We start from the raw sequence: 23094 nt of genomic DNA, 5'->3' as shown, positions 1-23094 counted from the left end.
ATGGTTGATCTGCGCTACTTGGCCAGATTCCCTGAGTTGCTTGGCGACGAGCACCTCAGATCCCGGCAGTCGCAGCGGGCTCAGATTGAAGCCGACGACCAAGGCAAGAGAGGTGAAAAACAGCGCCGGCTTGAGCGGCCGTGGCCGTCCTCGTGCCTCGACTCCAGCGATCTCAGCTGACGCGTTGATCCCCGCAACGCCAGGCCCGTCGCAGTGCCCCAGTCTCGGCTCGCGGATCGACTCTGCCACTCGAGACGATACGCCTCGGCCGGACTTGATTGTTGGCATCGGCAACTACCTACCGATCGACTGTCCCTCGCCCTCGGGCTTGACCGCTCCTGATCGTCTGCTACGCACGGTGAACGCACCCGGGGCGCATTCATGCCTCACAGCAACATGGGTTTCCGGCAGCAACTACACCTGACTGCCGACTGCAGCATGCCATCCGGGTCGTACCTGCGTCCGAAATGCGTCGGCGCCGACGTCTGCGCAGCCGCGGAACGGATTCTGCAATTGGTAGCAAGATCGGGAGTCCAATGATGACAAGAATCATCCTGCTCGCGTCGCCCCGGTCGTTCTGCGCTGGCGTGGAACGAGCGGTCGACATCGTCGAACGACTACTCGCGACCCGCTCAGGCCGGGTCTATGTCCGCCATTCCGGTGACGGGGCCGTTGAGGACCTGGGTGACCGCGAATGCCCGGTGCGGTCCTCCGCCGAGTAGAACGGATACCCGCAGTACGGCGCGCTGAAGGTCAACGGCGCCGGTGACGGGTTGGCGCGCAACGCATCCTGGAAGGCCCACGCGCCACCGGCGTAGTCCTCGAGTCCGGTGCTGCACTGTGTCGGGTATTCCTCGTCGTCGTCGAGGTAGAACTTGACCTCGCCCTCGCCCCACCAGAACCGCTCCAGCGCGGTCAGCCCGATGTAGGTCCCGACATAGTTGCCGCTGCCAACGATCCCGTCGAGGATCACATGGTCCTCACCCAAGGCTGTGGAGGCGTTGCTGCGTCGCCAGTGCGCGTGGAACAGCGCGGTGTCGTCGGCCACCTCGTCGTCGACCGTGTAGTCGAGTTGGTAGTAGATCCCGCCGACCGGGCCGGGGTGCTCGTTGGTCAGCTCGATCCGCGCGTGCCGCCGGAACGGCATGGGGAAGTAGCAGTTCAGCCCGCCGGTCGGCGCGACCACGATCGGCTCCGAGGTGACGAGCGCCCGCTGGCCGAATCCGTTGCAGAAGAAGTCGCCGAGCGGTACTTCGACGGCCGGCCGCTCGTCGTCGTCCCACCACATCCGCAGGACGAGGTCGCGCAGTACCCAGGGCCCCGCGGACGTCTTGTCCGGCACGGTCATCCAGATGTGCCGGATCACGCCCGGACCATCGATATCGGCCAGCCTCGCCGTCTCGCTCGAATCCAGGAAATTCACGCCGGAACGAGGCGTCTCCCGGAAGCGAACGCGGCACAGCTACGTGAGCTGGGTCAGGGCGGCAAGAAGCTCCTCAGTCGCCTCGCGTTGAAGTGTGACCACAGGTAGGCGCCAGCGTGGTCCACGCTGTCCTGCCGGCAACTGACGATGTTGAACGAAGGTCTGGGTACCGACCCGGAATCGAAGACGAGCAGGTTGTCCTCACTTCGGGCAAGCGCACTGATCTGTACACCATCGTCCGCGAGACACAGCGTGATGGATTCCTGCATCCACCGCACGTTGGCTCGCTCGAACCAGATTGCCGCGAGTGCCCGTGCATTCTCGGCCCACACCACCTGCGCCATCTACGCCGCGCGCAACTCGACGTCAATCGGCCTACAACTCATGGTGACGGAGTCCTGGCCGCCTCGCTCCCGCTGACATGAAGATGGCTCGGAGGCACCTGCCTTCGATCACTTTCAGGCGGCGGTTGACTGCCTGCCGATCCGGCCCTGATGCAGGATGCTTGGTCAGCTTCGATGACGCTGAGGCTGATTGTCGCTTCAGCGTGGGAATGGACCGTGACTGAAGGGAGGGACTCAACGTGGATACTCGAGCGCCCGATCCAACCAGTCACTCACACTGGAGTGCTGGTCCCCGGGAGGTCGGGACCAGCACCCAGCCGCGGCGGTGCCGCACCCGACACACACGCTTATTTAACTGACACTACGCATCGCCCTGAACCGAGCCTGAAACCGTTCTGAAGCACAGGTCAGCTAGCGACCTGGTCAGTTGTAGTTCAAGACCTTCTCAGACTGACAAGGCATGCTGGCGGCTGCCTGCTGTTCGGAGCTCGAGTAGCAGACCTCTGCCATGCACAGTCTGTGCGACTATGGTGCCGGGCTCGAGTGCTAACCGTCGGGCCAGACAGCGCGGTGACATGCAGCGGATGCACCTTGCCGGCGCAATCATTGCGCTGGTCGCAATGCCGGCGGTCAGCTGCGTTGTCGGCATCGCGACAGCGCAGACAAACGAAATGAAGGGCTCGGTCCACAGTAGCGGTGTGGTCACTTTTTCGACTCCACGATCGGCTATGCCTTGACCGACACAAACGGTCGGACACGCTATGGACATGTCACAGACACGCAATCGGAAACAACCTGCGACGGTAGCTGCACGACTGCCTAGACTCCGGTGACTGTGCCACGTACTTAGGCCGTAGACGAGTCATTGCCACAAACTTCATTCTCGGTGTTGCCGCGGCCTGATGGCATCTGGCAGTTGGTTGCCGGGAAATAGCCATTCTACGACTTCACTGGCGATATGGCGCCTCGTCATGTCAACGGTCAGGGTTGACAAAAGTCGTTCGCTAACTGATCCGAATCTCAAGCTGGTCGATAATACTCCCACAGGCTATGGCAAGTCTGCAACATCCAGCGTCGCGTAAAAGATGTTCTTTGACCGGGTCGTGCGTCTCCTAGTAGCTGGTCGGCGGTCTTGGTCCAGACGAGGGGTTCGAGCGGTCGTTCCAACCGTTGATGAAAGGCCCGGATTGCGTCGATCAGGTCGCGGACCGAGGTGAAGGTGCCATGGCCGATGGATTGGCGGGTGATGATCGAGAAGAAGATCTCGACCATGTTCAGCCAGGAGCTGCTTGGTCGGGGTGGAGTGCAACTGGATCCAGGTTCGTCGCCAGCGGGCTTTGACGTTCGGGTGTTTGTGGCTGGCGTGGTTGTCGCAGACGATGTGCAGCTTTCTTGCGCGGTAGGCCTTGGCGACCTGTTCGAAGAAACTCCTGGTGGCGGTGTCGGCGCATGCGCGCGTCGACAACCTTGCCGGTGGCGACTTCGAGTGCGGCAAACAGCAGTGGGTGGTGCCGTGTCGGCGGTAGTCGTGGCTGCGTTTCTCAGAGTGTCAGGGCGGGGCAGGATCGGCGCGGTCCCGTCCAGGGCCCGGATCTGCGCCTCTCATCGACCGACGACACGATCCGCGCTCTCCGGCGGATTCAGATACAACCCGACCACGTCGCGGACCTTGGCCTCCAGTTCGGGATCGGTCGAGAACTTGAACGACTCGGTCCGCCACGGCTGCAGGCCCCACCTTTCCAGATCGCGGCCACCCACACATGACTGATGCCGCCCAGCTCGTCGGCCAGCAGCCGCGACGACGAGTGTGTCCACCTCCAGCCGCTCTGGCGGCGCCTTCAAAGTGGCCAGCTCTCACCGCCTCAGCAGCGAGCCCCACGCCAGGCACTCCGCACGCTCGGCTGTGCAATTCGAGTGATCGTCGGCGCCTATGGACCAGCCTTGGCGGCAACGACTCCTGGCCTAGATTATGAGCAGCCTTTACTCAATCAGACCCGCAGAGATCAGTGTTCACTAAGCTGTGCTCAGCTCCAACTCGTGGGAGGCGAGCAGTGCAATTCCCCCACAAGAGGAGAGTGATCGACTTTGCCTGGACGAAGCAGTTGGCGCGCCTCCGCATTGATAGTGTTTTCGCTAAGTCTTCAGCTCCTGCCGGTATTCAGCGTGGCCTCCTATTCGGCGCCTGTAATGCAGAACGTGCAGTCGAGCGGTGCCCTGCCACCGGGCGTCGAGCAGCCAATGCCGGACCTGCCGAACGATGTGCACTGGGGATTGGATCGGCTTGATCAGCGCTCGTCGGCGTTGAACCGTCTTTACGAACACGTCGCGTCGCCGGGGGCAGGAACTCACGTCTACGTCATCGACTCTGGAATCGACGACGACCCCGATTTCACTGGCCGCGTCATCCTTGGTCCGAACGAGGTCTCGACAGAAACGCCGTCCAGGCCGGATTCTCGTGACTGCGAAACCGCCAACCACGGTACGCCCGTGGCCGGCCTGATCGGCGGCGAGAAATTCGGTGTAGCAAAGGCGGCCACCCTTGTATCGGTACGTGCTTTTGATTGCTCGAATGTAGCCGAGGCTGGCGACATTGCCTATGCCTTCCAGTGGATCATTCAAAATGCAGTCAAGCCAGCGGTTATCGACTTCAGCCTCAACAGGCAGTGCTTCGACGGGTCGCACCAACCAGCTCCTTGCCCGGCGGATGAACTGCAAGACATCATCAATGCGGAGGGTGCGGCAATCGCGGCAGGAATCCCTGTTGTCAGCGGCGCCGGCGACCAAGGAATCAACGCCTGTAACAATCCGAACTGGGCACCCGGAACGATTGTTGTCGGAGCAATCGGCCGTCTATATGATGCCTTATCAACATCTAACTTTGGGCAATGTGTGAATATATGGGCGCCTGGGCTGGAACTCGGATCCACATCCGCGATCCCAGATCAGACTTCCTACACCGGCACCGCATATGCGGCCGGATATGTGGCCGGCGCAGTAGCGCTATTGTTGGGGACTGGCGAGTTCGCGGCCGTGCCTCCTTCGCAGCTCGCCGCACGGGTTGCCGAACGGCTTGATGCGAACGCTACTTTGGGGTCGACTATCGGCTCGCCGAGAAATGTCCCAGGCAAGTTGCTCTATATTCCGCCGACGACGGAGGGTTCGTCAATTGCCCTTGCGAAGCGCAGTACGGGGGAGTTGCAGGCGTTCGGGACAGGTATGGACGGCAAGCTGTGGACGACCACCCAGACCGTCCCGAATGGTGTGACCTGGAGCGACTGGGCTCCGTCCGCAAACGCTGGTTTCCTGTCCGCGTGTGGGGACAATCTTGCGGACAAACGAGTGCTGATGCTCGCTTTGACGATGGACGCGAACGAGATCTTCCAGCGCCGGCAGACAGTTATCGGGAGTTCGGGCTTCACCAGTCAGGCGCAGATCAACGGGTCTTTGCAGTCCTGTGCTGCAGCGCGTGAGCAGGATGGCTTGGTGCAGTTGGTTGGTGTGAACAAGGCCGGTCAGGTGTTGCACGCCAGTCAGACTGGTGGTCCAAACGGCACGACGTTCACAGCGTGGCAGCCGTTCACCGGCCTTGGCGGTACGAATCTGCCTGCCTTTACGGTGGTCGCAGCCGAAGCGGATAGTGACGGCATCGTAAACCTGTTCGCTCTGGACACTCACGGACGGATCTGGCGCAGCCAGCAGGCGACCCCGAACTCTGCTGCCTGGTTCTCCCTCGTCCCTTTTGAAACCCTGCCCCCCACTGACCAGCAGTCGTCGAGTCAGCTACTCGCTAGTGAGATCGCGGTAGCACGTGACGGAAGCGGTCGACTCGACGTAATTGCGACCACGCCAGGTGGCGTCCTCCATACGTTGCAAACTACACCAGGAGTCGCGTCTTGGACCGTTGGTTGGGCTTTCGTTTTCAATTCCTCGGATCTAAATACGCAACACATCGCTGCTGAGGCAATGGACAACGGTAGCATCGCCGTTCTTGGCGTTGATATCAATGGCAATATCAAGGAGGCAGTCCAGAAGCAAGCTGGAGATTTCAACTATAATCCTCCTTTCGCGGTCTCGGGACGGACGCTCCGTCCTTGAGCGTCTGCTTCTCGGGGTGACGCTCAGGGTCTGAGTTCTCGTGCGTGGAGAGAGCATCAACCCACCGCGACAGAAGCTCTCTCCGCGCCTAGTGCGTCGCCACGGATGGAGGACCATCGTGCCGTTACCGCGGAAACGCAGACCCAATCCGTCTCCGCGGCCATCTCCACGTGCGCGAGCCCTTGCAAATGGCAGCCACTACGTCGTTCAGATCGACACGATTCTGGTTCTCACCGTGTCCGTGTAGATTGACAAAGGATGCCCCCACGGGAAGCGAGCGGCCTTGCGGTGAGCACAAAAGGCCGGTGCTGACTTTCAAGCCAGGACTTGGACGTGGAGTTCTCGGGTGGTTCACGATGACCCGCGCGGTTCAGGTCGCGAGCGGCGCGCTCCTTCAGACAGGTGTGGATGCCGGCGATCAAAGCCGACGTATCGGTGCATGACCGCGCCGCCGCCGCCGATATCACCCAGACAGGCTGGCCATCGGTGAGATGGTCTATCGGGGATGCGGGTGATCGTGCGCCGTGAAGGACGTCACGCGACGCCCAGCTGACGGTGTTCGACGGGCGCGACGGGCTGCGCTGTCAGGCCCTTCGCCACCGGCACGCGGTCGAGACGATTCGCCCATCTCGAAGTCAGAAACCCGCCGACGCCCACGTCAATGACCGGATCCACTGCAGCAAAGACACCGGCACGGACACAGTGGCTCGACCTTCGCGACGCTGGCCCTCCCGCCCGGTGCCGGCAGGCACCGGGTGTCACCGCGCAGCTGGCTGAACGTGTGTCGATTCTCGAAGTCGTCTGCACGGATGTCCGTACTCGCCGCCGTCGTTGGGCAAGCGCAAGGTCGAACTCGTGTTCGTCGCCAGGTTCTGTTCACCAAGGACGATCCAAAGGCGTGCGGGGTGCTGCCGTCGGCGAGCGTGGTTCAACGCGACTCGACGCGGTATGACCATGACCCAGGTCCAGACGACCCGCCGCGGTTCGAGCCAGCCTACCGCGGCACACTGGTCGGCGCCGTCCCCGACGGAACCAAGACCCCGACCTCGAGCCTGTTAGTCGAGTGTGCCGGGGACGATAACCCCCTGCCGCTCACAGGGAACCGCTCCGTCATGGGTTGATGGCGACGTTCGACCGGTTGGCATCGTCGAGACGATCGAGGTTCGTGCGGTGCCACTCAGCGCCATCGATGTCGAGTTTCGCGTGGGAGGAAAGGGAGGGGACGGGTCTGTCGCGGCGTGGCGCGAGGCACACGAGCACTTCTGGCACACCATCGTCCCTGGAGTCACCCTCGACGATCGTCGCCGCCGAGCGCTTCCGCCCGGTCGGCTCGGGCCTATCGAGTGATCGGGTCGGCCTCAGCCAATTTCCTCCACCAGCTCGTACAGGTGACCGTCTGGAGCGCGAAAGTGGAGGTAGCGCTGCCGGGCGCTCGAGGACACTTCGCCGTCAGTCTCGACCCCGGCCGACCGCAACTCCCGGGCCGCCTGCTCGATGTCGGTGACGAGGAATCCGACGGTCCGCTCGGTGTCGTCTGGCGTATCCGGCGACGTGACCGCGAACGACGAGCCGTCCGGCATCGTAAACACCTGCGCATCGATGCCGCCTATCTGGACAGGCGCAAGGCCCAGGACGTCACGGACGAAAACAGCCATGTCAGATCGAGCCTGAGTCCTGGTGCCCACGAATGTGATGCCGTGGATCTGCATCCGTTCTCCCTCCTTGAACAATCACAACAGAATCAAATGACCTCGGCGACGCACCGTACAGCGATCGAACCGGCAGCTGATGCCGCCGCACACATTGTCATCGTCGTCTACGAGCCAACTGTGACCCACCGGACCGATCTTATCCGCCACCAGCAACTCGTCGCCGGGATGGCGACCGTCGTCACGGCAGTCGTACAGCTGGATCACTGGCCGGTGTTATCCGCATGCGGATCGGGGTTTCCGTGACCACCAGTCATCTCCAACTGGCTATGAGCGTGATGTCCGGCGCGCCGTCTGCCATTGCGCGCCGGACAGCGTCGGTAGGTCACAGGCCACGGGATCATTGCAGTTCCGTTGTGCCGGCGGGAGCTCGTGTCGGCAACGCTCGAATCTGAGGCCGATCCGACGCTCGAAAACGAAGCCACTGGTTCGTCGGTTTCTAGTCTGCCGGGTCTTGGGTTCTGATGCTTGGCAGGGTGTCGATCCCGCGGTTGTGTAGTCGGTAGCTGGCGCCCTTCAGGGTGAGGACGTCGGCGTGGTGGACGACGCGGTCGATCATCGCGGCGGCGACGGGCCTGGTCGCCGAACACGCCGCCCCAGCCGCTGAAGGGGAGGTCACCACCGCTCGATCACGTCGAAGAGCATGCCCGTGTTCGCCTCGACGCTTGGCGAAAGGCAGCGGGGGAGGCAGCACAGCGATCGGGCCGGCGGCGGGTGTCGCCGTTCGACGTTCGCGGTCCCTGCGCGCCTGCGAGTCGTGGCGGCCGCGAGGTCGGTGATCTCGCGCATCTGCACGACTGTCGCGAACAGGGCCTGCTCATCGACGTCGGCCCGGCCCTGCTCGTGCAGCCGCGTGACGGCGGCGTGCTGCTCTCAGATACTGATCGGCGGCCGCGGACACGGTCCGGTACAGCACCGGCAGGTACGTCGTACTGTCCGGGTGCACTGTCCAGATTCGCCTGATTGTCGCGCGGATCCCGGCGCAGCAGGAACTTGTCCAGCTGATCGCCGTGGGCGAATCCAGGGGCTTGAGCCCGTCGTAGTCGTACTGCATGTGGTCGACCAGGAACCCGCTGCGTGACACGGTGTGGTGGATCACCGGCAAGAAGTCGACCAGGAACGCGGTGTCCTTCGACACCGTCTACGGCGCCCGTTGCGCTCGGGCGAGCTCAGTCCAGATCGCGGCCGGGGTCCGGCCCAGCCCGTCGTGCACCTGGCCGCGATAGCAGGCCACGGCCAGCGCCAGCCAGGCGTTGAGATCGGTCATCGTCAAGACTGCGCGGCGATCGCTGTCGTAGGCGCCGCGCTGCGCCACGTTCGAGAACGTCGCACCGCGCACCGCGGGATCGTGGACCAGACGCATCATCATGCCGATCACCCACTCCACGATCCCGCCGAAGTGCCGCAGGCGCGGCTGCCGGTACGACAGGGCGATGCCACGGTCCTTACAGCCGCGCCGCAGCGCCTCGCTCTTGAACTCCCTGGCCTTGTCCACATTCAGCTTGTACGGCATCCCACTCATCGGCCGCACTACCTCCACGCCCAGCTGCTCCGGCCACGCCTGCTTGCCCGTCGACGTACGCGCCAGGCACAGCCCGACCGGCGTCACCACCTGCCCGCCCACGCACCGGCTCGCGACGCCGATCTCCACGGTGTACTCCGCGAACTGCTGCAGCTTGGGTTGGTCAAAGGTGCAGGTTGGCCTTGATCTCGTTGTGGCGCTGCTGGATGCAGTTTGCGAGCGCCACAGGCCGCGCCAGCGGGGTCTGCGGGCGCGATGAAGGAGAGCGCGAAGGTCGCGATCAATGTCGCTAGGACAACGATCAGCGTGCTGAATAGGCGGCGGGAAAGGTGAAGATCATCGGCGGTTGCTCACCGACCTGAGCGGTGGCGACCGGACAGGACCCGGTCGCCACCTCGCTATCATCTTTCGGAGCTACTTACTCCTCGATCAGGGCTGCTTGAGATAGATCGAGGTGAACTCGGGCATTCCCTGGGTCGGATCGTTGATCGCATGCCCGATGTTTGTGCCGATCGGCGAGTTCGTCGCGGAGTAGTACAGCGGGATGGCCGGGAGGTAATTCTCCAGAATATCCTTGTCGATCTTCGACCATTCCTTCAGTTGGTCGTTCGGGGCCTTGGCCGTGATCGCGTCGATCTTGGCGTCCAGAGCCTTGTCCTGCAGTTGGCCGACGCTGTTTCCCAGGGCGAGCGCGTCGGACCTGAACAGCACCGGGAACCAGCTCGAGGCGCTCGGCCAGTCGGAGCACCATCCGGTCGGGTTCTTACCGATGTTGACCGGCGCGTCCTGGTTGCCGGTGAAGGTACGGATCTTTGCCTTCGGCACACCGATCGGCCGGACCTTGAAGCCAGCCTTCTCGAACACCTGCTGACGGAGCTGGCTGGCATGGGTCGAGATCGTGTCGTCGATCGAGTAGTACCACTGCAGTTCGAAGTTCGACTTGCCTAGCTTGGCCAGCTCGTCCTTGACCTCCTTGGCGACCGCGTCGTTCTGCGCGCCCGGACCGGTTCCGTTCAGGCCCGGCAGCTCGAACTTCTCGAACCCCGGCACGGCCGGCGGCAGAATCGTCGATGCCGGCGGGTCGTCCGTCGGGTTCAGGCCGGCGACCTTGCGCCACGAGTCGTACGGGTACGCCTTGGCGATCAGCTTGCGGACCTCGAGGGGGATCTTGCGCGTGTCCATCGTGTACATGATGTTGCATGGCGAGGGGCCCTTCACCAGCTGCGACTGGTCCTTGACCTCAGGAAGCAGCGAGACGTCCAGGTTGCTGTAGTTCATGGTGTTCGCGTCCGGACCGTTGCTGGCCAGGACCTGGCGCTGGGCCTTGATGGTGTCCTGGGCGAACTTGAAGTCCCAGCTGTCGACGTACTGGTGCCGTACCGGGTCGGTCGCGGGGTCCCAGTTCGTGTTCCGGGAGAGTTTGAGCTCAGTGCCCGGGAGGTACGAGTCGACCTTGTACGGCCCGGTCGTCATCGGGTGCTGCTCGTAGTTCTTCTGGGTGTCTTTCGCCTGCGGAATCGGCGTGAACATCGGGAACGCTGCGAAGTAGGGTAGGTCGTCGAACTTCTTCGCCAGGTGGATGACCAGCGTGTTCTCGTCCGGCGTCTCGACACCCGAGTAGTTCGAGCCGTTCGAGCCGTACGGGCCCTTGTACTTGTCGCCGTCCTTGAAGAACTGGATCTGGTACGCCGGTCCGGCGTCGTACAGGTCGTGGGCGAAGGAGCGCTTGATCGAGTACGCGAAGTCCTCCGCCTTGACCGGCGAGCCGTCCATGTACTTGATGCCCTTCTTCAGCTTGAACGTCCAGGTCAAGCCGTCCTCGGACTTCGTGCCCAGGTCCTCGGCGAGATCCGGAACCAGGACTGGTGTGTGGTCGGGGCCGTCCAGGCGGTACTGCGTCAGCGTCCGGGCCATCAGCTTGCTGATCTGGTTTCCGTCGACGTAGTAGATGTTCGTCGGGTCGAAGGTGTCCGGCGTGACGTCGGAGAGCACCGTGACGGTGCCACCCTTCTTCGCGCCATCGACATCCGCCGCGGGGCCTTTCGCAGTGGGGTCGGTCGCCTTCTTCTGGGCGCCGCCCAGGTTGCCCTGGCCACCACTGGTTGTACCGCTGTTCGAGGACGGGCTGCCACAGGCCGCGGCGGCCAGCATGACCGTCGCCGCGACTGCGGTGATCCGTTTCCACTGCATTGTTGGGTTTCTCCTTTTCTGCCGCTGGGGCAACCGCCGCACTACCGGCGGGTCTGGGGGGCGAAGGCGTCCCGGATCGCATCTTCGAGCCATGGCGAGCACCAGGGCGGTGATCGCAACCACGGACAGTCAGAGGTAGAGCGGATCGACCTTGAAGGTGCTGGAATCCTGCGCTTCGATCTTGGCCAGCACCGCAGCGAAGATCGCAACCAGGACAAAGAACAACACGACGGCGGCGCAGGTGATCGCGACCTTGTTGTGCAGCCGGTCGAATGCGATCCGGCTGGGCGACTTCCGATGGGGCCGCGCCGCAACAGGCGCCCGCGGCTCAGGTGGCCCTGTTCTTCCGTCGGTGCTGACAACCGAGGTCGGCGGCTGTGACTCATGTACTGACTCCGTCAACTGTTGCGATGTCTGTCGGCCGGAAGAGACGGCAAAGCAGAACCCATCCGGCGCGGACAGCGAGGGCATACCTCAGGTGTTCCAGGCCGTTCCATAGGTGTTGAATGCGGGTAACTGCGTCGACCTAGTGGTCCGTGTTTGAAGTGGTCTGACGGTTGGCTTTCCTGAGGATTTGGTCGGCGGTCTTGGTCCAGACGAAGGGGTGGCAGCGGTCGTTCCAGCCGTCGATGAAGGCCCGGATCTTGGTGTTGAGGTCGCGTACGGAGTTGAAGGTGCCGCGGCGGATGGCCTGGCGTTCGATGATGCCGAACCAGACCTCGACCAGGTTGAGCCACGATCCGGACGTCGGGGTGAAGTGCGCCTGGATACGCGGGTTGGCTGCCAGCCAGGCACGGATCTCGGGGCGCTTGTGGGCGGCGTAGTTGTCCATCACCAGGTGGAGTTCGGTGCCGTCCCCGTGGTCGGGGTAGGCCTTGGCGACCTGCTTGAGGAAGGCCAGGAACTCCTGGTGGCGGTGCCGGGGCTTGACCGCTGCGGTCACCGTGCCGGTGGCGATCTCCAGGGCCGCAAAGAGCGTGGTGGTGCCGTGCCGGACGTAGTCATGGGTGCGCCGCTCGGCCAGCCCGGGTTGCATCGGCAGCGTCGGCTGGGTCCGGTCCAACGCCTGGACCTGCGACTTCTCGTCCACACACAAAACGATCGCGTTCTCCGGCGGCGCCAGATACAACCCGACCACATCGGTGACCTTGGCGACCAGTTCGGGATCGGTAGAGAACTTGAACGTCTCCACCCGCCACGGCTGCACCCCGTAATCGCGCCAGGCCTTGGCCACCGTGCCATTACTCACTCCCAGACGAGCGGCCATCAGCCGGCTCGACCAGTGCGTCACCCCCAGCCGCTTCGGTGGCGGCTTCAGCGTCTCCGCCACGATCTTGCGATGGTCGACCACCCGCGGCCGCCCCGAACGCGGCGCATCATCCAACCCGCCCAGCCCCCGCTCGGCGTACCGCTCCCGCCAGCCGATCACCGTCGGCCGCGAAACCCCCACCCGCTCCGCGATCGCCGTATTCGCCTCACCGTCGGCCGCCAGCAGCACGATCCGCGCCCGCTGCGCCAGACCCGCCCGGCCCGACGACGACCGAGCCATCCGCAACAACCGCTCCCGATCACCCTCACGAAGAACCAGCGCAGCAGCAGGTCGATTCGCCATACCCCATCCTGACGCACACCAACCGTAAATCAACTAACTACACGCGACACTAGCGAGACTTGACAATGGTGTAGGAAGACGCTCGCGCAAGATGTGCGTCGGCTCGAACCTCGCCTTAGTCCTCCACGGGGCCTTCGGGCGGCCGCGCGTACTCGCCTTCATGGGAGGCGCCACCCGAACTGCTCCTCGAATCGGACCGGCTAAGCGTCGACCGCTCGGAATTCCCAGGTACTCCGTTCGCTCGATACGGAGACACTTCGCCGCCTCTGTGGGGTCGGCGATGTGCCCGGTCGTCCAGACTCGACGCGGGCACATCTGGGCAACGCCGCCTGAAGGAGGCGTTGCTAACCAAGTCCCGATCGATCGCACCATCAGGGTGTCGCGGCACCCGCTGGGCGCAACGATCGATCCGGACCGCCGCCGACCCTGGCACGCGGGAGCGATACCAGAGTCCACAAGTAGACGTTCCAGAACGTTCCAGGAACTCGTGCTTTACACGGCACTCACAGGAAGCGTCCGCAGCTACGCAATGCCCCCGTGAGACCGCGCTCGGATATTACGTGGGGACCGAGTTGGATCCCGGGCCACATCAGTCGGCGGCCGCCAGGCAACCTGACACGCCGTGCACACTGTTCACCGTCACAACATCACGCCCCAGCGCCGGCGTGTCCACCCCTGCGGCATCTCGTCTGCCGCCATCAAGCCTCTGCTCCGGACAGACGATTAAGCACAGGATTCCTAGCGAAGCCCCGCCGGCGCAGCCAGCGCATGCGTCGTCAGGGTGTTGCATCTCTCCGTCCGCAGAGTCGACAACAACCTGCAGCGACGACCGCGCCGCCGCCACGACTGCGCCGGAAACCCAAGGTGCTCGGCGATCAGAAGGGCACCTGGTTGCGTTCTTGCCGGCTACAGCTGCCACGAGGGAGGGGCCATTGCCCAAAAACCCGATGCGCTCGACTGGCAACTTGTCGTCCCAAGCTCGCGGAACCAGGAGCGAAGGCAACTGAGAGGGCTAGCTGAGGTGGCGGGGCCGGCGTTAAGTGGGGGTACCGGCCCCGCCATGACCCGCAGGCAGATTGCAGCAGCTTCTGCCGAGCGGGGCCTGGCCTGCCTGGGAGCAGCAGGAGCTATGTGATTGGCGGGCGGGCATCCAATCTCTGGTGTCGTCGCAGGCGGCCCTGTCCGCCCGCGATGTGATGTGCACTTGGAAAACGCCACCAGTGGAGGAGCCGCTGGCCAAGTTCTGCCTGGCTACACTTTGCCTCGACCCTCTCGCTGAAGCTTGAGCACGCAGTACTCATCTTGCGTTAGGCCCACCCCTCACGGCTCCGCATGGCCCGGCCTGGCCGTCTGCCGGGACCACGATCGCTGAGTTCGGTGGCGGTGTACCGGCCGAGGATTCTGGCCTGTCCAGCTGGACAACAGAGATTCGCACGAGCGGATCCGGGCCTATCTGCCCACCGTAAGCCTGCTGACCTGCTCGATCGCGACGGCATCCATCGGATTGTTCACTAGAACGGGCGCGGCGCCCTCAGACAGGAGAGCGAGCTGCCCGGCGACGCCGACCGAGGCGCCGGACCGCGCTGCGTCGCCGATCAGGTCACATCGTACGGCGTAGTGGCACCACGGATTAGGAAACCCGACAGTCTCCAGCCGATCGTTTTCCCGCCGGGAACATGACCTGGTCCCGTAAGCAATCGATAGTTTGCCCCTCCGGACCCAGGAGTACACCGGCGCCCCCTCGTGCAAAGTACTCACCTGCTCAACACTCGTGGCTCGAGGCAACTGTTGGCGGAGGATATCAATGCGGCGCGGTTCACAGCGCCCCCTGACGGTCGATTCGCGTTCATGGACCGACGGTTGCTTCTGCAGCGATCAGGTCGGAACCCACCGCTGGAAAATCCACGGCTCAGCCGGCTGCCGTGGCCACTCGTCGTTACTTTGCTCTCGAGTCCAGATGAAGAGGCGGCCCGAGAGGCGATCGAGGTGCCGAGTGGCGTGTCGTCAACAGATGCGCGATGCGAGCCATTGACTCGAAACCGCGTCGAGCAGCGAAACCATCACTGATGGCCACGTTAGCCGTAGCCCTGTCCCTTGGCGAGCGAGGCGCAGCAGAGCGTCGCATATCTTCATGCGAGCCGACCGCTTGCCAATCGCGTCGCGCTCATCCCCACCGGCCACATCGATGATTTCAGCCAATCACGCCGGTCTGCCTATGGCTGTACTTGATGCCCAGTCGCGCCGGGCCGCGCCAGCCGACATACCTCCGTGCGCGGGACGACGCTTCTGTTGCAGATATCGTAACTTGGCCTACTGGCGATCTTAAGTATCCAGGCCCGGGATCACTATCCGCACTGAAGATCGAGCACCCTGCCACTGCCGCGCGTCGCATTACCCACAAGGCACTACTCACCCGCTCGTGGGGTGAGTAGTGCGGGTTGGTCACTGCTCCTTGAGATCCGGATTGTTGCTCAGAAGATTCCGACGCCTGGCGTGAGGATATTGTCCGGGTCGAATTGGTGTTTTCGACTCACGAATTCCGGCCAACTGTCGCCGTATTGGGCGGCCCAGTCCGTTTGGCTGAATTCGATTGCGCCGATCGGGTACCGTGTACCGCCCGTCTTGTGGGCGGCGTCGAAGAGTCTCCGATTGCGCTTCAGCATCTTGTCGGTGAGTTCGGGATTGGGTCCTGGGAAGGCTGTGAGAAGGTCGACAAGGTAGATCCAGTCGCTCCCGTCCGGCGCGGGCACGCGGAAGAAGGGGCGGGTGACCTTGGAGCGTCGCTGGGCGGCAAGAACGAAGAAGCCACCGGCGCCGATGTCGTCGGGTCCAAGGGATGCGACCAGGTCGGCGACATACTGCTCGACGGCCGTGTCGCTGAGCCACACGTCAAGCCACGGCTTGACCAGGCTGTCCCAGTTCAATGCTTGCTTGAAGAAGTCAACGAGCGAGTTCACTTGTGTGATAAAGACAGGATATGGAAGGTCGGCCTTGCCGACAGCCGTGGGAGGCTGGCTCAGACCACGCAACAGACGCTCGTCATCTGGTGGCTGTGCCGGATCATAGGCGATATTTGCCACCAACTCGTAGGTAAGGCCCAGCGTTCCGTCCGGGTTCGGGATCCAACGATTGATTACCCCGTCCATCTCGCCGCGATCGAGCAGTGCCCGGAGGTCGCGGAAGAATACTGCATTATCGGTGTAGTGCAGCAGGTAGACGCGAACCAGTGGTTTGGCCGGTACCAAACTGATCTTGGCCCGGGTGATGATGCCGAACTGCCCCAGTCCTCCGAGAGCGGCCTCGAACAGGTCGCGGTTGTTGGTCATGGAGCAGCTCATGATGGCACCCGTACCAGTGACCACCTCAAGTTCCTGAACATGGTCGATCTGCAACCCCTGGTTGTTGTGTGACGACACGCCGCCAACTGTCAGCGTCCCGGCGATCGACAGATCCGTATAGTCGGTGAAGAGAGGTGGTGTAAGGTTTTGTGCGACAGCAGCCTCCATCAACTCGGTCCAGAGCACGCCGGCATCCACATCAGCGACGTCGGGCCTAATCGAATGGATCTGCTGCAGTGAGCGATTCTCGATTAGTAGACCAGTTGTCAGTCCTTGGCCGAAGGTCGTGTGCGCCTGCCCACGGGCCGCGACCTTGAGGTGGTGGCGCCGGCAGTATCGAATCATGGCAGCGACATCACTGGCTGAGCCCGGACGCAAGACCGCGAACGGCAAACGCGTGACAATATTCCCTTCATCACGCGAGTCAAGCAGCTTGGATTCGTTGTCGAAGGAAACCGTTCCATCGAGTGGGGGCAGAGGGTCGATCGGAGTCGCACTCGTCGCTGCCTGGGCGGCAGTCACCCACGTCTGGGAAAAGGTGCTGAAACCCACGACTGCGCTGGCCACCAGGCCGGAGAGAACATGTCGGCGGGTCGGACCTGTCGCCTGTGCCTGATGCTGCGGGCTCTGTGCATCCACGGATGACTCCTGACTTGTTGAAGAGGATGAGTACGAGGTCACTCATCGACCGTGCGTTCCGCTGCGTTCCATCTGCGGTCGAACTGCCAGCACTGCTGGGAACCAACGCAAGTGGGCGAGTGTTCCACCGCACCCAGACCGACACTGGCGAGTTCGCGTCTTGGTCGCCACTCCCACAGAAGACGCTCTCTCCCATCTCGCGGCCGAGACCAACAGCTACGGCAGCGTGGAAGTTCTCGGAGTCGGTACGACGGGTGGCATCTGGCGTGCGCGACAACACACCGCCAGTGCGAACACCTTTACCCCGTGGATCAAAACCACCGGGATCCTGCGTCCCAGACAACGCTCTACCCGCACGACCATTGAGTCGATGTGTTAGAACTGCACTGCGGGCGGTCCATCTCGCGTGGCACGGTTGTGCAGCTGGGCGATTTCGGTCGTAGCCTCAGAGGCTGGAGGTTGTGTCGTTTACTCGTCGTGTTGCCGAGGGGCGTGGTCGCCGGCCGCAGTCAGCTAAGCGTGTACAGTTCATGAGTCTGCTCGCGCAGGGGTGGATGGTGGCCGCTGCTCGCCGCCAGGTCGGCGCAGGCCGCACGACGAGCAACCGCTCGAAGCGCGGCTAAACCTCTATCGCCGCGGGGAGCTCGTCGGGTTCGTGGCCGGGTTGGATCCGGTCGGCGAGCGGACCATCTCGCAGCGGTTCCTGTCTGCAGAGGACGTGTAGAGATAGCCGACCGGCGGGCGGACGCAAGATGGGGCGCCGGTCTGTCGGGAGACCGGCCATGCCATGGCCCGCCGATAGCTTGCGATTTCTGTCAGGGCGGTAGCCGGACTGCGTGCGGCGCAGCCGGGGATTGGCCGGACGCGGCAAACGGGCGTCCAGTGTCCGCATCCTGACCAGGCGATACTCATTGATCTCAAGATTCGCTCGCCGACAGACTTACTGTGATCGTGGAATTGGCTCCCCGGCGGGTCGTCGCAGAACGCGCTCGTGCCATGACGCACGGTGTCCTCCGTGGCCGAGCCGCGTTCCGGCGGTGCGAAGTGCGTGCACGCTCCGCTCGAGATGGCCTGAGCCACAGAACCTTCTGGCAATGAACCGAACGCTTGTCTATCTCGTACTTGGGGTGACAGCACCACGCCCGGGAGGGAGGCTCGCCTGTGCGAGAGCCCCTGACAGGCGCCGCAGCTCAAGGAAGGGAGCCGCGCATGGCCATGGAGAGCCGGCCGACGATATCTGTCTTCGAGTGGCGGGGGGTGGGAGGTGGCGTCGTGGCGGCTGCCTCCAGTGACCAGCATGACGAGCGTCAGGGTGCCCAAGCCCGGCCCTCAGTTGGCAAGGAGTGGAATGTAGTCAAGCCATGGCCCCTGATCGGCCGAGAAACCGAGACGGCAGCCTTCATCCGTACGCTGGCTGACCCGGCTTCGCGGGGCATGGTTCTGAGCGGACCGACCGGGGTTGGCAAGTCACGCTTGGCTGAGGAGTTCCTGTCCGTGGCAGCCGAGGAGGGACATCAGGTCAGGCGGGCTGTAGCCAGCCGGGCGGCCTCCACAGTGCCCTTAGGCGCGATTGCCCACCTGATATCAGCTGATGTGAACATGTCGGACCCGGCTGCCGCCTTCGGTGCCACCGTTCCTGCTAGGCCACAGCCCGGCGACGCTCGCTACGTGCTGATGATCGACGACGCGCACCTTCTGGATGCAACTTCCGCAATCCTCTTGAAGGGCCTGCTGGCAACCGGAGCGATCTATCTGCTCGCCAGCGCACGGGATGATGAATCCGTCGCTCCGCCGGTCCAGGCCATGCTTCGTGCTGACGGCATGGTGCGTACAGATCTCTCCCCATTCGATGTGACCGAGGTCAGGTCTGTCCTCCAGACCGTTCTTGGCCATCATCTCAGCAAGTATTGCGTGAGTGCGTTGTATGACGCCAGTGAGGGCAACGTGCTGTATCTACGCGAACTGGTGATAGGCGCGTTGCGAGCAAACAAGCTCACACTAGATCGCGGCATCTGGGAGCTGGCCGAAGGACAGCTCCCCGGCACACCGCACCTCCTAGAGGTCGTAGCCCTGCGCCTATCCCGTGCCGAGCCGGAAAGCCGCCGCCCTCTCGAGATGCTTGCTGTGTGCGGACCATTGGAACTAGCGAATCTCCGCGAAGTAACCTCGCAGACGACCCTCACGCAACTGGCTGATCATGGGTTGATCAAGATCATTCGGGACGGTCGTCGGGAGACCGCGGCGCTAAGTCATCCTATATACGGTGACGTCTTGCGGGAGCGCTTGCCGATCCTCGTACGCAGGACGGTTCTATTGCGCCAAGTAGAACGCATCCGGGCCATGGGCGCTCGCAGGCGCGAGGACGCGCTGACCTTGACGAGCTGGCAACTGGCCGCCACAGGTACGTCGGATCCGGAGCTCTTGAGAGAGGCCGCGCGACGGGCAGCCCAGGTGCATGACTACGGCCATGTGATCAGACTGATGGAGGCATTGTTCCCCGCCGATCATACTGCTGACACGTTAATTGTGCTCGCTGGGGCATATTTCCTGAAGGGAAAGTGGGAATTAGCAGAGGCCGTCCTTGTCGAGGCGGAGGCGAAGGCGATTAGCGAATCCCAACACGTCTCCGTGGCAACTTTTCGGGTCACTAATCTTTTGTGGGGTGGTGCCTCGGTGTCAAGAGCGTTGATGATCAATGATGCAGCCCGCGAGCGGATCGCGACCGCTCGTGGACACGCTATCCTGGATTATAATGAGGCATGTGCCCTGGTGTGCTCGAATCGGCCCGTTGAGGCGCTGGCGATGCTGGAAGAATTGGAAGGCGATCCGAGTCGGTCACCAAGTCAAGAAGGGTGGCTGTTCGGAGCCTCCCTCAAGGTGACAGGCCTGGCGATGACCGGCCGCACGCTTGAAGCCCTTGCCTGGGTTGAGCGTGTTCACGCGGTGAGCCTTGATAGCCCTCCAGAGATGCGCCCGCTCGCCTCGGATCCAAGCGTACGGTGCACCTTGCGTGTACACGCGTTGACCGAAGCGGGACGGCTTTCCGAAGCTTGCAAGATCGGCTCGTCCGCCCACGACGATCTGCTCAGGGCTGGTATGCCGAACCCCCGCGTATGGCTAGCCGTCTTCCTCGGACGCGCTGAGTGGCTTGCTGGCCATCCCATCACTGCGCGGCACTGGTTTGCGGAGGCTGTCGGACTCACGCGAGAACTCGATTTCCTGGGCGCACGCCGCATAGCATTGAGCGGCTTGGCAGCGACGTGGGCATTGACGGGTGACTTGGCCGCATCTGAAGCAACTGTGGCCGAGATGCTCGATGTTCCGGAACCGGAGAGCAGACTTTTGCCCCGCGGTGAAGAGCTCCTGGGCGAAGCATGGTTGCTCGCCGCTCGAGGCAACCTGTTCCGTGCCTGTAACGCCCTGCTGGATGCTGCGAAGTCGGCTCGTGACAGCGGACACTTCACCAGCGAGGCATTGCTGCTGGCAGACGTTGCCCGGCTGGGAGGCGCAAAGGATGCGCGGACGCGGCTCAACGAGTTGGCCCTCCTCTGCGACGGCGATTTAATGCGCGCTCGAGCCCGCTTGGCGACGGCACTGACTTCGCATGATGCCTGCCAACTCATGGAGGTGGCTGAAGAATTGGATTGCCTGGGCGCGGACCTGCTCGCCGCTGAGGCCTACACCATCGCCTCAGTCGCCTTTCGCCAAACCGACCACACACATCGATCCACTGCAGCAACGGCAAGGGCATCGGCTCGTTTGCGGCTGTGCGAGGGAGCCAAGACTCCTATTCTTGGTGCCGCGGAAGCAATGCTGGCCCTGACTGCACGCGAACAGGAAATCGGATTCCTCGCCGCAAGTGGCGCCACGAGCAAGAACATTGCAGAAACGCTAAGTATCTCTGTGCGTACCGTCGACAACACTCTTCAGCGGGCGTACACGAAACTCGGCATCACGAATCGACGTGAACTCGGCATCGCCATTGGACTCAATCGATACGCGGAGTAGCAGGCCGGGCTGACAGCCGAGCAGCGCTCTGAGCCATCCGCAAGGCAGCTCAAGGACAACCCGTCGGTCCGCAAGCTCGGGGTTGCCGCGCGGTCTCGTTCCCTTGCGAGCGGACACGACGGGAAGCTTGCCCGTGTGCTCGAGGGCGCCGTTCAAGGCTTCTCCGCGACCTTGAGCCCGGAGCAAGCGCGAAAACTCGCTTCCGAGCCCGACGTCGAATACGTTCAACAAGAACACACCTACCAGCCACAGACCTCGCAGGTGCAGCCGCCGTCCTGGGGCGTGGACCGCCTCGACCAGCGGAGAGGCCTGGGTCACACCTACAATTACATCGGGTCAGCCGGCGCCGGTGTCCACGCCTACATCATCGATTCCGGCATCCGGAACCGCGCGGGCGGGGACATCGACGGCCGAGTCGAGGTGGGCTTCAACGCGATCGATGGCACCACCAAAACGGACGACTGCTTTGGCCACGGCACCTTCATTGCTGGCATCGTCGGAGGAACCCAGTACGGCGTCGCCAAGAAGGTCTCACTCGTCGCGGTCAAGGTCTTTGACTGTGACGGCACCGTAGACTTCGACGACTCGATCATCGCCGGCCTCAACTGGGTCATCGCGAACGCTAAGAAACCGGCTGTCATCGACCTGAGCCTCGGATCGACCTGCAAGGATCCCGTCACCAAGGATCCTGCGCCCTGCCCTGCAGGCGAAGGGCAAGGCATCATCGACGCGGAGAAGGCCGCCATTGCCGCCGGCATCCCCGTGGTCACCGCGGCGGGAAACGACGACGCCAACGCCTGTTTCAATCCGGTCGGATCCGCCGGCGGCACCATTAACGTCGGCGCCACCGACGCTTCCGACGGAATCTGGAAGGACCTGCCCGGCCGGGGCTCCAACTGGGGCGGCTGCGTGGACATCTTCGCCCCCGGCGCCAACATCGTCTCCATCGGCGGCATCGGGCACCCGAATCCGAACGACCCGAACGAGGTCGACCCAGACCCCCGCATCGCGAGTGGCACATCGGCGGCCGCGCCACATGTCACCGGCGCGGTCGCGTTACTGCTGGGAACGCCGAAGTTCGCGTCCGCGACACCGGCAGAGATCGCCGCCGAACTCGACGCACAGTCAACCCGCGGTATCATCCAGGGCCTGCCCGGCGATGGGTTGACACCGAACAAGCTGCTGTTCGCCCGGCCGACCTCCCCCCGGACCGGGACCACCATCGCGCTCGCGCGCAACGCCAGCGGGGACCTGTCGCTGTTCGGGACCAACGCCGACAGCTCCACCACCGGCAGCACCGACCTCGGCGGCCATATGTTCACCGGCACCCAAGTGTCCGGCACCTGGCCCACCCAATGGGAACAGTCCCGCGGCCAGGGCTATGCGTCGGTGGCCGCCGGCACAGACGGCAGCGTGACCAGCAAGATGGTCCTGGCCACCCTGACCGCCCAAGACGAAGTCTGGCACCGACAGCAAGCGGTACGGAACGCCCCCAGATGGCTCGCAGCGTCCCAACTCGACGCAACGGCTGCCATAGCCCCGAACGCCGATCGCCGATTGATGCTGATCGGAGCCGACAAGCATGGCGGACTCCGCTACCGCAGCCAGCGTGCCGCCGGAGACGACACCAGTTGGGGCTCCTGGGGAACAATCAGCTTCCTCGGCGACGCCCAGAACGTCACCGCGGCACCCGACTCCCTCGGCCGGATCAACGTCTTCGTCGCCTACACTCACGGCGTGGTCTGGTACATCCGACAGACCGCCGTCAATGCCGACACCTGGACAACAATCACACCGCTCGCCGACCCCACCGGACGAGCCTTCATGAACGAAATCGCTGTCGCCCGTGACAGCAGCGGCAAGCTCGAACTGTTCGGAACCGACGGGGGAGGTGTGCTGTGGGTACGGGTCGAGAACACCCCCAGCTCGGATGGACACTTCGATCCCTGGACTACGCTTCCGCTCTTTCCGAAACTCCTCCTCCACCTGACCGCAGCCCTGAACGCGAATAACCTCCTGATGGTGGCCGGCGTCGACGAACACGGAGAAACCTGGCAGTGTAGCCAAGACCCCCGCACGGCGGTTTTCACGAACTGGTCCAAGGTCGGCGGTCCCCTGTTACGCCCGTGAGGGTCCGGGCGGAAACAACGCGGCCAAGACGAGAACCCGAACAATCATGAAAGAGTGGTTGGCTTGCATCCGCTGGCAATGAAC

Annotated in this window: 17 protein-coding genes and 1 pseudogene; 6 read left to right on the top strand and 12 right to left on the bottom strand. The window is 63.3% G+C overall.

All coding sequences use genetic code 11. The annotated features are described in order from the left end of the window. Positions 1-467: 467 nt before the first annotated feature. On the top strand, positions 468-722 hold the full coding sequence (locus OG876_RS00435) for a hypothetical protein (protein WP_328522728.1): 255 nt from the start codon (positions 468-470) through the stop codon (positions 720-722). On the opposite strand, the gene OG876_RS00430 is transcribed toward OG876_RS00435, so the two are convergent. From OG876_RS00430 to OG876_RS43830, 3 genes and pseudogenes are all read right to left on the bottom strand, one after another. Then, entirely contained in the window at positions 644-1423 is a 780-nt protein-coding gene (locus tag OG876_RS00430) for a glycoside hydrolase family 172 protein (protein ID WP_328522727.1), read from the bottom strand. The two genes, OG876_RS00435 and OG876_RS00430, sit on opposite strands and share 79 nt — an antisense overlap. Before the next feature lie 53 nt (positions 1424-1476). Next, positions 1477-1767, bottom strand: a complete 291-nt coding sequence (locus OG876_RS00425) for a hypothetical protein (protein WP_328522726.1) — start codon at positions 1765-1767, stop codon at positions 1477-1479. A gap of 1020 nt (positions 1768-2787) precedes the next feature. After that, positions 2788-3612, bottom strand: a pseudogene (locus OG876_RS43830) (IS630 family transposase); the annotation flags it as partial. Positions 3613-3954: 342 nt separating this feature from the next. On the opposite strand from OG876_RS43830, the gene OG876_RS00410 reads away from it, so the two are divergent. Further along, the gene (locus tag OG876_RS00410; RefSeq protein ID WP_328522723.1) at positions 3955-5862 is read left to right on the top strand and encodes a S8 family serine peptidase; all 1908 of its coding nucleotides are present in this window, start codon (positions 3955-3957) and stop codon (positions 5860-5862) included. Between the two features lie 1065 nt (positions 5863-6927). Continuing rightward, positions 6928-7209, top strand: coding sequence for an ASCH domain-containing protein (locus OG876_RS43825; RefSeq protein ID WP_442914076.1), 282 nt, complete (start codon positions 6928-6930; stop codon positions 7207-7209). An 11-nt stretch (positions 7210-7220) separates the two neighbouring features. Here the strand turns inward: OG876_RS43825 and OG876_RS00405 are convergent, their stop codons facing one another. Beyond that, complete coding sequence (locus tag OG876_RS00405; RefSeq protein ID WP_328522722.1) at positions 7221-7571, bottom strand: VOC family protein; 351 nt, start codon at positions 7569-7571, stop codon at positions 7221-7223. Here OG876_RS00405 and OG876_RS00400 point away from each other — a divergent pair. Further along, a complete protein-coding gene (locus tag OG876_RS00400) occupies positions 7560-7817 on the top strand; it encodes a hypothetical protein (RefSeq protein ID WP_328522721.1) in 258 nt (85 codons plus the stop codon). The genes OG876_RS00405 and OG876_RS00400 overlap by 12 nt on opposite strands. Before the next feature lie 193 nt (positions 7818-8010). On the opposite strand, the gene OG876_RS43820 is transcribed toward OG876_RS00400, so the two are convergent. The 8 genes from OG876_RS43820 to OG876_RS00365 form a co-directional block, all read right to left on the bottom strand. Continuing rightward, positions 8011-8130 (bottom strand): hypothetical protein, encoded by a 120-nt coding sequence (locus OG876_RS43820; RefSeq protein ID WP_442914212.1) that lies wholly within the window; start codon positions 8128-8130, stop codon positions 8011-8013. 56 nt (positions 8131-8186) lie between these two features. After that, the gene (locus OG876_RS00395) at positions 8187-8360 is read right to left on the bottom strand and encodes a hypothetical protein (protein WP_328522720.1); all 174 of its coding nucleotides are present in this window, start codon (positions 8358-8360) and stop codon (positions 8187-8189) included. 28 nt (positions 8361-8388) lie between these two features. Continuing rightward, entirely contained in the window at positions 8389-8709 is a 321-nt protein-coding gene (locus OG876_RS00390; RefSeq protein ID WP_328522719.1) for a hypothetical protein, read from the bottom strand. Between the two features lie 3 nt (positions 8710-8712). Continuing rightward, entirely contained in the window at positions 8713-9222 is a 510-nt protein-coding gene (locus tag OG876_RS00385) for a hypothetical protein (RefSeq protein WP_328522718.1), read from the bottom strand. A 300-nt stretch (positions 9223-9522) separates the two neighbouring features. Further along, positions 9523-11283: an ABC transporter substrate-binding protein gene (locus OG876_RS00380; protein ID WP_328522717.1), complete on the bottom strand. Its 1761-nt coding sequence runs from the start codon at positions 11281-11283 to the stop codon at positions 9523-9525. Positions 11284-11412: 129 nt separating this feature from the next. Beyond that, positions 11413-11754: a hypothetical protein gene (locus OG876_RS00375; protein ID WP_328522716.1), complete on the bottom strand. Its 342-nt coding sequence runs from the start codon at positions 11752-11754 to the stop codon at positions 11413-11415. 55 nt (positions 11755-11809) lie between these two features. Further along, positions 11810-12895: an IS630 family transposase gene (locus OG876_RS00370; protein WP_442914071.1), complete on the bottom strand. Its 1086-nt coding sequence runs from the start codon at positions 12893-12895 to the stop codon at positions 11810-11812. 2471 nt (positions 12896-15366) lie between these two features. Beyond that, complete coding sequence (locus OG876_RS00365) at positions 15367-16872, bottom strand: FAD-binding protein (RefSeq protein WP_328522715.1); 1506 nt, start codon at positions 16870-16872, stop codon at positions 15367-15369. Between the two features lie 1209 nt (positions 16873-18081). Here OG876_RS00365 and OG876_RS00360 point away from each other — a divergent pair. Both OG876_RS00360 and OG876_RS00355 read left to right on the top strand, forming a co-directional pair. Then, entirely contained in the window at positions 18082-20880 is a 2799-nt protein-coding gene (locus OG876_RS00360) for a LuxR C-terminal-related transcriptional regulator (protein ID WP_328522714.1), read from the top strand. 135 nt (positions 20881-21015) lie between these two features. Next, a complete protein-coding gene (locus OG876_RS00355; RefSeq protein ID WP_328522713.1) occupies positions 21016-23010 on the top strand; it encodes a S8 family serine peptidase in 1995 nt (664 codons plus the stop codon). Positions 23011-23094 lie beyond the last annotated feature (84 nt).

Source organism: Kribbella sp. NBC_00359, assembly GCF_036097425.1.
Lineage (GTDB): Bacteria > Actinomycetota > Actinomycetes > Propionibacteriales > Kribbellaceae > Kribbella.
This window is presented reverse-complemented; position numbering and strand designations above follow the sequence as displayed.

Excerpts from the sequence above, each read along its gene's own strand:
- OG876_RS00435 (WP_328522728.1), top strand. The coding sequence starts at position 468 with ATGCGTCGGCGCCGACGTCTGCGCAGCCGCGGAACGGATTCTGCAATT.
- OG876_RS00425 (WP_328522726.1), bottom strand. The coding sequence starts at position 1,767 with ATGGCGCAGGTGGTGTGGGCCGAGAATGCACGGGCACTCGCGGCAATC.
- OG876_RS00410 (WP_328522723.1), top strand. The coding sequence starts at position 3,955 with ATGCAGAACGTGCAGTCGAGCGGTGCCCTGCCACCGGGCGTCGAGCAG.
- OG876_RS00405 (WP_328522722.1), bottom strand. The coding sequence starts at position 7,571 with ATGCAGATCCACGGCATCACATTCGTGGGCACCAGGACTCAGGCTCGA.
- OG876_RS43820 (WP_442914212.1), bottom strand. The coding sequence starts at position 8,130 with ATGATCGACCGCGTCGTCCACCACGCCGACGTCCTCACCCTGAAGGGC.
- OG876_RS00395 (WP_328522720.1), bottom strand. The coding sequence starts at position 8,360 with ATGCGCGAGATCACCGACCTCGCGGCCGCCACGACTCGCAGGCGCGCA.
- OG876_RS00380 (WP_328522717.1), bottom strand. The coding sequence starts at position 11,283 with ATGCAGTGGAAACGGATCACCGCAGTCGCGGCGACGGTCATGCTGGCC.
- OG876_RS00375 (WP_328522716.1), bottom strand. The coding sequence starts at position 11,754 with ATGCCCTCGCTGTCCGCGCCGGATGGGTTCTGCTTTGCCGTCTCTTCC.
- OG876_RS00370 (WP_442914071.1), bottom strand. The coding sequence starts at position 12,895 with ATGGCGAATCGACCTGCTGCTGCGCTGGTTCTTCGTGAGGGTGATCGG.
- OG876_RS00360 (WP_328522714.1), top strand. The coding sequence starts at position 18,082 with ATGGCCATGGAGAGCCGGCCGACGATATCTGTCTTCGAGTGGCGGGGG.